Origin of the sequence: Coleofasciculus sp. D1-CHI-01 (assembly GCF_040218875.1) — a bacterium.
Classification (GTDB): Bacteria; Cyanobacteriota; Cyanobacteriia; order Cyanobacteriales; family Coleofasciculaceae; genus Coleofasciculus.
Map to the genome: position 1 here is coordinate 21,391 of NZ_JAVJQP010000155.1, position 13,874 is coordinate 35,264.

Sequence of the window (13,874 nt, forward strand, 5' to 3'; positions counted from 1 at the left end):
CCACAATTTTAGCTGTGTCAGTCCAGTAGTAACTTAAAGTTCAATACCCCAGCGAGACACATCAACTCCATACTCAAACTGAAGTTTAAGTAAATCCTCCCGCAACTCACGTAAAACAAAATCTCGTTGCTCTTGAGTCAGTCGGATGTTATCCCTTACCTGTTGACCTAAGGAACGGCGAATCGATTGTTGTACCTTGTTGGGCAACGTTTTAGTTAACGGGCTGATAAAATGCCATAAAGAACCATCGATAAACTTTCCTTTCGTCGGATTATAAATCTTAGAGTTTATCTGAAAGTTATAAGTCGGGTCTATCTCTAAAAATTGACAAATTTCCGTTAAAAGATTAGATAAATTACTTTTTAAATCTTCAAAATTGACTAAGCGTATGTTTGGCGCGGGAAATCTCTTATAGTATTCATCAATTTGTTTGGCATACCTAGACACTTCTAGTAAGTGAGGATGGATTCCTTTCTTAATAGGTTGTTGACTGGTGAACCATTTTGCAGATAATCCATGGGTATATTGAGACTCAATTCGCTCAATTGGATTTCTGAGCATGTATATAAATTTAAAATTGGCTTTTATCTGTGCAATTCGTTCAGCCGCGTTAGGAAATCTCGGTGTTTTTGTATAGTATTTTGTATAATGAGTAGACCCTTCTAAGGCAATCTTATGTTTATTTGGCTCATAGTCCCATAAGCTTTCATACCAAGCCAATCCCTTCGACCAATTTTCATCACTGGCAAAAAAATTAGGTTCTTTTTGATAGCACGGAGCAATTTCTGGATGTTTTGCCAAGTAGGTAAATAAGGTAGTCGTTCCACACTTCATCGCTCCAATAATTAGAGCATAGTTATCTATATTACCACTCATTTTGCCAACACCAAAAGCAATAGTCCTTTCGATTGTATCATCAGCATACAGTAGGGGCACGACATGTCGTGCCCCTACTGGTGGTGTGACTGCCTTGATCTAATCAATGGTGACACGGAAGCGGACAAACCCCACATTATCCGGGACGGTACTGGGTACATCTCCCACATTAACTAATACCGATCCATTCGGATTGTTGAGGTTAGGACAAGGAGGATTAACGGGTGTTAACTCACCAAAAAAGGTTCCTTGATCCGTATCCGCATTATCAGTTAGCGATGTTTCATTCAACTCAATCGTATTAGCCACGAAACTCGTTTGTTCAGGAATCGCGTCACAAATTTGCACATCGTTGACCACAGGTCCACCATCGGACAGGTAATAAATCGTGTACTCCACTTCATCGCCACTCTGGAGTGAGACTTCTGTGCCTAAGTTGAACACTCCCAGGAGTCCATTGGGAAGTGCAGACCAACCAGCCACGTTATCATCGGGGTCATTTTGGTCATCAATTACCCGATCCAAATTAACGTTATTGAGTGGAACATCGTTTCGGAACACCTCCGTTATCCGCTTGACTAAACGCAGATTCGGTTGTCCCAAGGAAACTACCGTAGGTTGGTTATCATTTCCGGGATTACCATCACCATTCGGGTCAGGATTTGTACCCGGAGTCGAGGCGTCACTCACGATTGTGCCATTGCGAGTTCCTCGGGCTACGGCGCTGTTTTCAAATGGACCAAAGTTACGACCTGGAGTAATGGTCACATTTAATGTAATCGTCGCCGTTTCATTGGCACCTAGGCTTTCTGTACCCGATAGCAGATTTTGGTCATTTTCGCCATCAAAACCCTGATTAACCTGACTCAAATCACCGGTGACACTCAGATTACTGATCTGAATCCTCTCAGTACCACTAAATGTACTCCGGTTATTGCCAAAGAGGTTCTCGGTGACTTGTACATTGGTCAAAGTTGTATTTCCCAGGTTCCTCACATCGATGGTGTAAGGAATCGTGAATGTGCCATTGCCATTGTCTTGTACCGTACCCACACTCTTTGCCACACCAATAGCCGTACCCGGAGGGTTTCCAGGAATCAGGGGGTTTGCTGGAGTCGTGGTAAAGCGAATGATTGTGGGGTCGTTTTCCTCAGGTTCATTGGCATTATTATCCCCATCCGGGTCAGGTTCAAGACTATCGGGGTCAGCCGGAACACCGTTATCGGAAAAGTCATCTACCGACGTTCCGCTGGGTGAGAAACCTACCGCTTGCACTTGATTTTCATAGTCAGCATTCAGGTTGGGTGGGGTAACATCAACAACTAACTGTAGGGTTGCACTTTCATCCACATTCAGCGTATTACCCGCCGCTAAAAGATTAATGATCGTACTACCGTTATAGTCGGGGTTTGCCGTTAAGGTTTGATTCGGGCTAGTCACATTGACGACGGTGAAATTACCAGCACCAAAGGTTTCGGTGAGATTTTCCAGGAGTCTGACATCCTCTAAAGAAACATTCCCTAAATTTTCGACCACTAAGTCATAGGTGACTTGGAAGCGATTGTTGCCGATGGGGGCGATAGATGTGGCATTTTTGGCAACACCAATGGCGGGAAGTTCACTAAAGTTGACGGGAGTGGGGTCATTTTCCTCCGGTTCATTGGCATTACCATCGCCATCGGGATCACTGGGGAAACCATTATCGGATAAATCATCCACTTCAGTCCCCCTTGGTGACGTCCCTGTGGCTTCCACTTGGTTGTTGTAGGTTCGGTTGGGGTTGGTGAGGTCAGGGGTGACGATAACGTTTAATTGCAGCGTAGCGCTTTCACTGATATCCAGGGTATTGCCAGCCGCCAATAGATTCACCGTGGAGTCACCTGGGTTGCCAATTCCAGTAAAGTTGGGGTTCGTGGTCAGGTCATCACTGGTGACACTGGCTTCAATGTCGCTATCGACACCAAATGTGTCTTCTAGGTCTTCTTCCAGGGTGACATTGCTCAAGGGTACATTTCCCAGGTTATCCACACCTAAATCATAAATGATGCGGAAGCGATTTCCTCCCAGGGATTGGATAGAACCAACACTCTTGGCGACACCAATGGCGGGGTTTTCGGGAATGGTATTGAAATTGACAGGAGTGGGGGTGTTTTCTTCGGGTTCATTGGCATTATTATCCCCATCCGGGTCAGGTTGAAGATCATTGGCATCATCGGTTGGCACATTATCATCAGATAAATCAGTGACTTGAGTGCCATTGGGTGAAGTCCCTGTAGCTTCCACTTGGTTGTTGTAGGTTTGGTTCAGGTCAGGTGGCGTGACTTCAATGACTAACCGTACTGTCGCGGTTTCTCCTGTATTTAAACTGTTACCTGCCCCTAACAAATTGAGAATATTATTCCCATCATAGTTTGGGTTGGTTGTCAAGGTCGGGCTGGTGACATTGTTGACGGTGAAATTGCCACGACCAAAGGTATCGTTGAGATTTTCCGTCAGTGTCACAGGGTCTAATGTTACATTTCCCAGGTTCTCGACGAGCAAGTTATAAGTAATGCGGAAGCGATTCTCGGCTAAGGGTGTAATTGTCCCCACACTCTTAGCGACACCAATTGCAGGTCTTTCAGTCGCACTAAAATTGACGGGAGTGGGGGTGTTTTCCTCGGGTTCATCGGCATCACCATCCCCATCTTTGTCCGTTAGGGGAACATTGGGATCAGTGGGAATTTCATTATCAGATAAGTCATTCACCGTTGTACCACCTGGAGATATACCCGTGGCTTCGACTTGGTTGTTGTAGTTCTGGGTTAGGTCGGGTGGGGTGACGACGGCTTCTAATTGAACCCGGGCGCTTTCACCCATATCGAGGCTATTGCCATTTCCTAGAAGATTTAGCATCGGGTCACCAGCATTGCCAATCCCAGTAAAGTTGGGATTAAGCGTCAGGTCATCATTGCTACTGACAGTGGTACTGACAACATTACCCACACCAAAGGTATCTTCTAAGTCTTCCAAGAGAGTGATATCGTCTAAAGGCACGTTACCCACGTTTTCGACCACTAAGTCATAGGTAACTTGGAAGCGGTTACCTCCAAGCGCCGTCACATCCGTGACCTCCTTGGCTACCCCAATAGCCGGATCGGGGTTCGCGACGAAGTCTACAGTCGATATATTGTTAGTCGGAATATCGGTATCTGGATTCTCAAGGATATCATCAATAATTTCCTGAACCCTGTCAGGAGGGAAATCGTCACGAGGGAAATCTGGATCAGTATTAATTTCAGGAGGACGGACTTCGGCAACGACTACGTTGGTAATTCTCCCTGTTGCATCAGCAGCAAGAGTCCCTGTAATGGTTAAGGTAATTTCCTCACCAACACCCAGATCAATATCTGTCCAGTCGCCTGAGTCTAGGTCGTAATTCCCTTCACTCTCTGTAACACTGGTGACCTCAATTTCTGCCGGGAGAACGTCACGGACGTTGATTCGGGTGAAAGCGCTCAGAAGCGGTATCGGCGAATCCGGGTTGCCTTGGTTAGTCGCCGTAATCGTGTATGTCACCGGATTCCCTGGGGTTGGGTTATTCGGATCAACTGTTTTCTCAATTGCTAAATCAATTGGGGCAAAGGGACAGGAGGCTCCATCGTTTTGAGCGACTGACCCTAAACCCGAGGCAACTTGAATAAACGTTACCTGATCGGTCTGGGGGTCTTCAAGTCTGTTGACCTCTCCAGCTCTGTAGATGGTACCTGTAGCATTTTCGTAGGCGAATAAGTTTCCTAGTGCGTCAAAGAAGATAGCACCTACAGCACGAAGATCTGTCGGAACAGCGTCAAAAAATGTAACATTTCCCGTATTCGGATCAATGCGAGCTAGCTGCCCCGCACTTGATTCATAACTATAAAAATTGCCATCTACGGGGTTAAAGGCAATGTCAAAAAAGCTGCGATTTCCTGTCGTAATATCGACGACATCGACAACATCGGGTGGACTTTGCGTTACATCAATCTTGAGTAACTTTCCTATACCACCTTGGTTTCTGGAGTAGACATAATAAAACCCCTCCTCGTCAAAATCGCCGGCAAAATACCGACTATCATCATTACCTGCCTGTGGTTGTGGATCTGGAAATTGAGCATCGTTTTCTATAGTTCCTAACTCCTCAGCTACTCCATCTTGACCAATTCTGAAGATTGTAAATGGAGGAGGAACATTAAGATCATTTTCAAGGTCATCAAATGGGAGGATGCCGTAAATAAAACCGTCGGCAAAACGAAACCCTGCCGCGTTATAAATTGTTCCCTCTTCAGTCCCACCTTCATCCTCTAAATTCAAGTTTTGTGTATTTAGAAAATTAAGTTGAGTCGGGTCTTCAGCGTTAGCTGCTTGGCTAATATAAAGAATACCATCGCAATTGAATGGGACGGGAGCTGCTTGTGACAATGCCGGAAATGAATTGCCCAATACAACGACCAAATAAGCAACCGCGATCGCGAGGATGTGAAATTTAATCCAGGACTTTCGCCCAGCCAGAGGATTCAGATAACTTTGGCGCGAGAAAACCTGATCTTTTTTGGGCTTCCCGGAAAAAACATGGAACAAAAACCGGATGAATCGTTTGGCAAGTCGGGAATACATAACACCTTCAACCCAATGAGGACATAAGAATGGGAACTAGAGTATCGTTAACGCCAGAAATGGGCTTCAATGGATAAGAGGGACACTCTCGGTTATCTTGATTCAATTTGCAAGTCAGTTTCTTGATCTTCAAAAATAATCTCCAACCCTCTCAAATCTTGGAAAATAATTTCCACGCGGCGATCGCGTGCGTAATCCACCACCCCGCTACCTGTTGTCCGGCGCTGGGTTTCGCCGAAGGATCGAATCGTCATTCGTCCTGGATCGATTCCTTGACGCAATAGATAATTCCGCACCGATAACGCCCGACGTCTGGCTAAGGCTTGGTTATAGGCGACACTGGCGCGGGGGTCAGTGTGTCCTTGCAGTTCAATGGTGAGGAATGGATACTCTTTGAGAACCGCCGCCACTTGATCCAGTACCGCTGCACTTTCTGGCGAGATATCAGAACGATCTAGGGCAAAATGGACATTCCGAGGAACGCGCAGTGTCAAGGGTTGTTGGGGCGGTGGCGTGAATTCGGCGGGAGGTGGTGGTGTCGTTTGGGTGAGACATTGGGGAATCACGGGGGGTAGGGGTTCTGGGTTCGGCGGAATTGTACCATCTGACGACTTCACTACCGCATTCAGAGCGGGTTCTGATGTGCCGTACTCCGGATCAGTCGCGATCGCACTAATTGTCTCCCCAGGCTGTAACCCAGTCAGCGTAACCCTAAATTCACCCTCCCCATCGGTTATCGTACTAGCAATCGGTTCATTTAGTGGACCATAGACACTATCGGCGCTTTCCCGCACCCGATAGAGTTCCACTGTTGAACCCGGTTCCGCTTGACCAAATACCTCTAGCTGATCCCCCAACTGAACCAACTCCTCGGAGACAAATTGCGGGGCATTTATCCCATTGTTTCCTGTAGTCTGGCGTTGGTACTTGGTGGTACGGGGGGGATTATGACCATCCCCAACTTGGAAATGAATTGGTTCCACATGCTGCTGGGCATTCAGGTCAATACTCAACCCCTCCAACCCCGCAAACCGATTCGTCTCAATCACATTGCGATCGCTATCTGGATACGCCGTCACCACCACACCAGGTCCCGGTTGATAAGCTATTTGATTCTCCCTAACTTGGTGATTATTTCCCATCAAATACACCGCCGCCCGTCGCAGGCGTCTGCCATTAAAAATAATCTGGTTTTCGCGAATTTGTACCGCCCCTTCCGGTTTAAATAAATACACGCCACTGCCATCATTGCCACAAATCAAATTTCCGGTAATTTCTGAATCATTAATCACCCCTTCCAAGCGAATCGCATCCGGCATTCCATCGATACCATTCCCGACAATAATATTTTCGCTCACTTGTAAATTATTCGCTTGCACCGATGTAATAATCGCACTGCCATCATGGTCAGTAATCCGATTGCGGTAAACTCTTGTGCCTAAACTATTAAACACATAAACCCCAAACGCTGACCGGGTTTCTGGCATTTCCCCATTCGGTGGAATTCCCAACCAATTGAACTCAAGATTCACATCTTGAGGCGGAACATTGTCCGGATAAAAGGGAAACCGATAATTAGGGGGTTCTTGCTGACTAATATCCGGGGGTGGTGAGGAATGGGCAATAAAAATATCCGCTGGAGGAGTGGCTAAAGTTGTCTCGTTTACGGCTTTAAAACCGTAAATACTCAAGCCTCGCACCGTGACGCCATCTGCCACAATCGTTAATCCCCGCAAAATAGACTGACCCGGTGTCGGAGTAATCGTCACAATCGGTTTAGGAATGGCAATTTCCGCCGTGGGTGAGGTTGTCGGATCATACCCCGGTTGGGTTGTCCCATCCACCACCAATCCTGCAGTTGCCAAAGGGGGCAATAATTCAGTTAGATAAATCGTGGTGTCTTGGGGGGGTAAATTAAACTCAATTCGCGACGATTGTCCAGGACTGGAACTCACCAACGTTCTTTCGGTATCACTTAATTGATTAACCGTCAAGTCACCATTGGTTAACTCAATTGCTTCCCGTAATGTGAGCAACTCATCAGGCGCAATACTATCCTGAGTGCTATTAACAATCACTCGTAAATTGGGTGATTGGGCTGTCGCTAACGTGGGCAATGTTAAGACACTGGTTAACGTTAAAGTTTGTAGTAAGCGCTTTAGCGTTTGTAGTAAGCGCTTTAGCGCTTCTGGCTGGGGTAGGTTTGTAGTAAGCGCTTTAGCGCTGATGGCACTAAAGTGCCGACTACGAACACGTTTTGTAGTAAGCGCTTTAGCGCTGATGGCACTAAAGTGCCGACTACGAACACGAACATATTTTTGATTGAACACCATTCCTCACTCCTCACTCGTGGGATTTGCCGCTGGTTCATTATTCGCCACGGGCTCTACTTGAGATTCCTCTTGCTGGGGTGGTGGGGCGACTTTTTGCCGTCCAAATCCACCAAAGAGTTCATTCACTTTAAAGGTGACATTCAGATAGGGACCTCCTTCGGAACGATACCCCGTAAAGTCTCGGTCATCGACACTACCGAAGCTATAGCCAACCCCAACTCGTAAATCAGGGGTGACATAGTACCCCGTTTCTAGCGCCCAACCCCATTCATCAAAATCGACCGAGGGTTGACCAATCCAGCGCCCTTCTACCGCTAAATCCATCCGGTATCCCAAGCGATAGGTGATGCGTGACTGTCCCAAATAAATGGTGCTACTATTGCTGAAATTGTCAGCTAAATCGGTGGTACTGCGACGCAGGGCAAATTTCCCATAAAATTCCCACCGCCAATTGGGTGCATAAATCCCTTCACCAGACAAGACATGATCATTGGAACCTGTACCACTCCCAAAGAGTAAGGTATCGGGAATTGTAGACGGATTTTTGCGATATTCGTATCGCATTAAGGCATTAAAACGGTCATCATAAGGATTGCGGTAGGCTAATCCCAACTTGACCGACAACGTATCATCTAAGTCTTCTAAAAGTTGACTGGCTGCACTCGCTTGTTGGTAACGGAACAAAGCGGTTAACGAAGGAGAAACCTTACCCAGCGCCGCCGCTGAAATGACGGTGTTATCGCCAGCCGAACTATCCCGATGTTCCAACCGCGCCGAGGCTTTAAAGTCAGGATTGGCGGTATACTCCACACCAACACTAAAGGAATCACGTTCGGTGAGTCCCAACGACGCCGCACTTTGACCAACAGCATAAGGTTGAGAAAAGCGATCGCCTGCGGCTGTAGACTCAAAGATATCATCGGCGATGCGTTCGTAACCCAAGTTAACCCGCAATCCCGGCGCTAGCAATATACCATGTTTCAGTCCCAATGCCGCTTGTCCAGTCATCCCATTCATCCCACCAATAACCGAATATCGGGAGGAAATAGATGTATTTTCCCCAAGCTGATATTGGGTAATCGTTTCCAGACTGGTAATGGAATTATCGTCTAAAAGTCCACCATCAAAAAACTGGTGTGCCAATCTCAGAGTTACTCCTGGTTCCACCGCCCAATCTAAACCCACGGTAGTCCGGGTGGGATAGAGGGGATCACTATCATCCAAGTTCAATTCGTTTTGCGCCCGGAAGGTGAAAACCTCGTTCAGAGGAACATTCAGGCGAGACACCAATTGACTGGTATTCGTATCAAAGGTATCACCCAGATTGTCTTCCCGTGAACGATTGACATATTCTAAACTCAGGTCAGATGTGCCAATTTGTTGGTTTACACCCGCACGAAATGTGGTCAGACTATTATCCACCCGACTACCGGGTAACGCTTCACTGGCTCGATTAAAGATATTATCGGGATTGAAGGGGTCAAAAAACTCCACTAAGCTGCGGTCTTCGGCTGCGGTACCAAAGTTATCTTCGTGATCAAAACTCACTCGCACATTAGTATTTTCACTCAATTGTGCCGCTACGTTTGCGCCATAGCGAGTTTGACCGGGAGTAAAACTGGTGGTGGCGTTATTCGCAAACCCTTCTTCCACGGAACGGTAATATGCCCGCCCTTGAATCGTATCTGAAAAAGCGTTCACGGCTTCCAACCGATAGGCATTTCCCGTCACCAATCCCCTGAAGGGAGACTCATTCGTGGAATGACCATATTCGCCAACAATCCGTCCTTGAGTCCCCAAGGAAACTAAGAAGTCCGCACCATAGAGTTCAAAGTTTTGTAACCCTTGGTTTTCCCGCAGATAGGAGGTTCCTATCCACTGTTCTTGTTGAAAATCTTGGGAGAAGTTATATTGCAACCGTCCCCCATAGAGATTGGTGTCCTCATCCGCTTCAAACTGATACGTCACCACAATTCGCCGCACTAAGGTATTACCAAAGGGGTCAAATTCCGTGGCTCGCATCGGACGCCGAAACAGAAGCGTTCCTCGGTCATAATCAATTTCGTAATCGGGACCGCGATAGAGGGCTTTGCGTTCGATAACGGTACCGGGGCGATTCAGTTCTTCGGTTTCAATGTAAACATTTTCACTTCCCGGAATCAGCAAGCGGCGAGAGACGAAGTAGTAGCCACTGGTGCCATCGGGAAGAATGGTATCCCGTTGAAATCCTTCCACATCGGGGCTAAATAGGGCAGTAACTTGCAGATTTCCCAGGTTATAATTCCCTTTAAATCCGTGTAATGCCCTCGCTGTAGCCGTAAATTCCTGGGAAGCACGGGTAAATTCGGTGGTATTATAATCCCCCCACATCCCATAGTCGGGTTCTGCGCCTGGAACCAGAGAGGAACGCTCGAAGCGTAGGTATACGCTGTCTTTGGAGGGAGTAATATAGTCCACCGTGGAACTATCCCCATATACGGGGTATTGGTTCTCACAGAACTGGGGTCCGCGAAATAGGCGGGTGATTCCATCACAGGTTTCATTCAACGGGCGATCGCTATTATATGCCCCCGTGAATAACCATTCCCCAATTCGACCTGTGGCAAAAATAGCACTGTCTAGGTCAGCTTCTAGACCATCATCAATCAAATCGGGATTGAGAAACTCCCGGCGACTTTCCCAAAAGTTAGTTCCCGCTTCCCCAATCCGTAAATTAATCACCCCAGAGACTAAGGAAGGGCGCAGGTGGGTGACGAATTCGATTTGGGTATAGGCTTGGATGGGTTCAGAAAATGTCGGAATCGCGGCGCTCCGCGTACTTTCCTCTAGGGTAATTTGTTCGATGTCGGGGACACCCAGTCGCTCAATCGCCGCCCGAATCCGCACTTTCTGGGCGTCTAACCCGGATTGCAGTCTAGCGCTAAATTGCCCTTTTTTCGCCAACACTTGAAAGCCGAGTTGATCATCATCGTAGTCAGCGCCGACAAATTCCCCGGCTGCTGCGGTGAGGGTGACAACTGCATCTTCTTCAATCAGTTCCCCGGTTTCTCTGGTGATACTCCCTTCAATCGTAATCGTTGAGCGAGCATCAGCGGGAACACGCGGATCACCGACGGGGGCGAGGCTAATTTGAACATCGGTTTGGTCGGCTATGGGGTCAACGGTAAGCTCTAGACTAACGGGTGTGCCGTTATCTGGAGTGAGGGTGATTACATTTTCACCTTTTTTGAGGGAGACGCCATACCATATTTGGGTAACAATGGCTTGCGTCTCATCCCGGTCAATCGTTGTCCGGGTTTGAGCAGAGAGAGGCTGTTGATTAATCGTCACCTGAACCTGACTATCGGTGTGATACTGAATCATCAAGTCCGTTGTGCGATCGCCAATTGTACCCGGTTCCGGAGTGAGAATGCGAATGTCACCAGGAGCCAATTGCAACCCATTATTAATTGTTTGTTGCGCCGTGCGGCTGAATTCATCTTGGAAGGCTTCAAGTTCCGACTCGGCGGTTTCCGCTTCCCCAGTTTCCTGGGATAGGTTATCAGTTAAATCCGCCCCGACAGATTGATCAAACTGGGCGGGTTGACTCAAGTTATCGGTTTCCTGGGACAGGTTATCCGTCAAATCCGCCCCGACAGGTTGGTTCTGCTGTACCTCATTTCCCTCATCCCGAATCACCTTGGGTAAAGGTGCTAAAGGCGACTCCATCCGCGCAGGTTCAATATCGCCAAAGTCTTCACTACTCTGGGATTGGGCAATACTTTCGGACAGGGTATTGGCAAAGTTGTCCGATTCAGACGGTACAAGATTAGAAGGAGAAGGCTCTATCGTTTGTATTTCACTCAACTGGGATTCTTCCTGAACCCCATCACTAGGAATGGCTAACTCGTGCTGGAGATCAGGTAAGTTCGAGGTGCTGAAAACATCGGTATCACTGCCTGGTTGGTGAGCCTGTCGAACCACTGTCTTCCCCAGTTGCCAGCCCTCGGTTTCTGCTTCCGGCGACACTTCATCGGCTTTCGCCACCGGAATGATGCCTATTATCCCAACCAGAATCACCAGCAACCCTAGAGAAATCGAAGACAACCATCCTTTACCCGGAACACTGTAATCATCGATACTTCTGAGTAACGAAAAGTAAAGCGTGAATCTCAGTTGTTTGGCTTGACTCGAGTTCTCCCAACGGTTCTGATACTGAGTGTTCTTCATCACTGCTCCTCCCCATAAGCCGGTGTCACCGCAAAGTTCATCCGCGCCATTCCCCCAGGTGAAAGTCGCACCAAGCGAGATTGACTATTCCCTTCGATGAAATAGAGATTGGGAGCGAGGCTGTATCCGGGCAAACTGCTCAAATCCAGCGTTCCACTGCGATTTCCGGCGATAACGTTGGCTAATGAAAACAAACCATCGGTATCCGTGGTAATCCGGTTACCATCATCCATGTAAATCACCGCATTCGGGACTCCCGGTTCTCCCGGTTGCTGTTCGCCATCAAAGTTTTTGTCCACGAACACTCGCCCCACGATGGTGCCGCAATCGGATAAAATTCCCGGTCGAATCCGCATCAAAAAGCTGGCGATATTACTGCGCCGTTCCTGGGCAACATTTCGACCATCGCCCCGAACCGCATCGGGTGTGATCACCGCCGCATAGATAATATTCAGGGTTTGATTGGGTTCTAAGCGGGGAAACGTAAACGCGACATTGCGCCCATCCCGCTCTGCTGGCGGTAACGGTACTGGCGTTGTGTTGGTGCCAGTTGTAATCGAACCTTGCAACGACTCCGGCAAAAATCGCACACCCAAAGGCGATCGATCCGTAACCACAATGTCACTTGCAGGGGCTTCACCGCTGTTTCTCAGGGCGAGGCGATACACCACCGTATCTCCCGGTTCAGCCGCAGCGCGATCGGCTGTTTTAATTAGCTCTAGAGCCGCCTGACCCGCCACTAGAGACGTTTCGTTCGAGTTAACAATACCTGAATTTGGCAAATTATCACCGGACGCCGACGCTTGATTTTTAATCTCTTGGGCGGTAGCCGATGAAGTTCCAGTGAAGAATAATGCAGCAATAAGCGTAGTTAGCAGCCGATCATAGACCCCTAACGTTGCCGTTAAAGATTTCATCAGAAGGTAGCACCCCAAAAGGGAATTGAATTGTTCAACAGTAAGGAAACCCGTTTGTCAGTTGATGGACAAACGTTTTTATTGACCGTGAGTTTAATTGACTGTTTTTGGGATAGTTCCACAAAATGAGGACGCTGTAGTTTAGCGTGAAATGTGTTTATCCCTGTTCATGTCACTCCCCTTTAATTCGTTGAATTTGTGAGTTTCAGTATATTTTCTGATGTGAACATATTAACGCTAGCGTTAATATCAATAGTCAGTTGGATCATCAAGGAAGGTATTGATTTTGATGCAACCTCTAAAAGCTAAAGAGTGCCTAGCAGGTTAACCCGGCTCCAATGAATTGATAGACAAGAGCCGTCAATGTAGACTCTCAAAATTCATCATATTAACCTATAATCGATCCCCTGACAAGAGGTCATGTAGATGCCCTGATACTCACGATTATAAACCATTACTCTACTAACAGAGTAAAGCTAGGAATGAGTTTTAAACCACCTCACAAGCCTGTGATAGCTTGAAGTCTGGCATTTTTTTGTGACCGGGGTAAACTGCCCGAATAAGCTATCCTATCCTATGACATCTGACCTGGCAAGTCATTTTGTTGAAAAATTTACTTTACAAAGTTTTGATAAACGTTTGAGCGGTCACTGAACCAGGAACAAGAAACAGGATCAAGTCAAGCACCATTGTAGAGACGTTGCATGCAACGTCTCTACTTTCTAACCCTGTGTAATAACAGTAGCCATGAGAAATTGCTGTCATTCTCTATCTTCGGGTGTATAGCAGGAAATCCGAAACTGCTGTAGAGGTCGGTTTTGTTGAGTGATTATCAGTGACAACGCTTGCATTAATGCCTCAAACTCCCCATACCATAAAACGTTTAATTTTTGTAGGGACATAC

Annotated in this window: 6 protein-coding genes; all 6 read right to left on the reverse strand. The window is 47.2% G+C overall.

Going from position 1 to position 13,874, the window contains the following annotated elements:
- Positions 1–33 precede the first annotated feature (33 nt).
- A complete protein-coding gene (locus RIB93_RS27330; RefSeq protein ID WP_446377601.1) occupies positions 34–936 on the reverse strand; it encodes a sulfotransferase family protein in 903 nt (300 codons plus the stop codon).
- A 39-nt stretch (positions 937–975) separates the two neighbouring features.
- Positions 976–5,511, reverse strand: a complete 4,536-nt coding sequence (locus RIB93_RS27335; protein WP_446377603.1) for a DUF6923 family protein — start codon at positions 5,509–5,511, stop codon at positions 976–978.
- 92 nt (positions 5,512–5,603) lie between these two features.
- Positions 5,604–7,844 carry an OmpA family protein gene (locus RIB93_RS27340; RefSeq protein ID WP_446377605.1) on the reverse strand — a complete coding sequence of 747 codons (2,241 nt, stop codon included), beginning with the start codon at positions 7,842–7,844 and terminating at the stop codon, positions 5,604–5,606.
- Between the two features lie 3 nt (positions 7,845–7,847).
- Positions 7,848–12,053: a hypothetical protein gene (locus RIB93_RS27345; protein ID WP_446377607.1), complete on the reverse strand. Its 4,206-nt coding sequence runs from the start codon at positions 12,051–12,053 to the stop codon at positions 7,848–7,850.
- Positions 12,053–12,970 carry a hypothetical protein gene (locus tag RIB93_RS27350; protein WP_446377609.1) on the reverse strand — a complete coding sequence of 306 codons (918 nt, stop codon included), beginning with the start codon at positions 12,968–12,970 and terminating at the stop codon, positions 12,053–12,055. Before RIB93_RS27350 ends, RIB93_RS27345 begins: the two co-directional genes overlap by 1 nt.
- 761 nt (positions 12,971–13,731) lie before the next feature.
- A complete protein-coding gene (locus tag RIB93_RS27355; protein WP_446377611.1) occupies positions 13,732–13,872 on the reverse strand; it encodes a hypothetical protein in 141 nt (46 codons plus the stop codon).
- Between the last annotated feature and the right edge of the window lie 2 nt (positions 13,873–13,874).

Excerpts from the sequence above, each read along its gene's own strand:
- RIB93_RS27340 (WP_446377605.1), bottom strand. The coding sequence starts at position 7,844 with ATGGTGTTCAATCAAAAATATGTTCGTGTTCGTAGTCGGCACTTTAGT.
- RIB93_RS27335 (WP_446377603.1), bottom strand. The coding sequence starts at position 5,511 with ATGTATTCCCGACTTGCCAAACGATTCATCCGGTTTTTGTTCCATGTT.
- RIB93_RS27355 (WP_446377611.1), bottom strand. The coding sequence starts at position 13,872 with ATGTCCCTACAAAAATTAAACGTTTTATGGTATGGGGAGTTTGAGGCA.
- RIB93_RS27350 (WP_446377609.1), bottom strand. The coding sequence starts at position 12,970 with ATGAAATCTTTAACGGCAACGTTAGGGGTCTATGATCGGCTGCTAACT.
- RIB93_RS27345 (WP_446377607.1), bottom strand. The coding sequence starts at position 12,053 with ATGAAGAACACTCAGTATCAGAACCGTTGGGAGAACTCGAGTCAAGCC.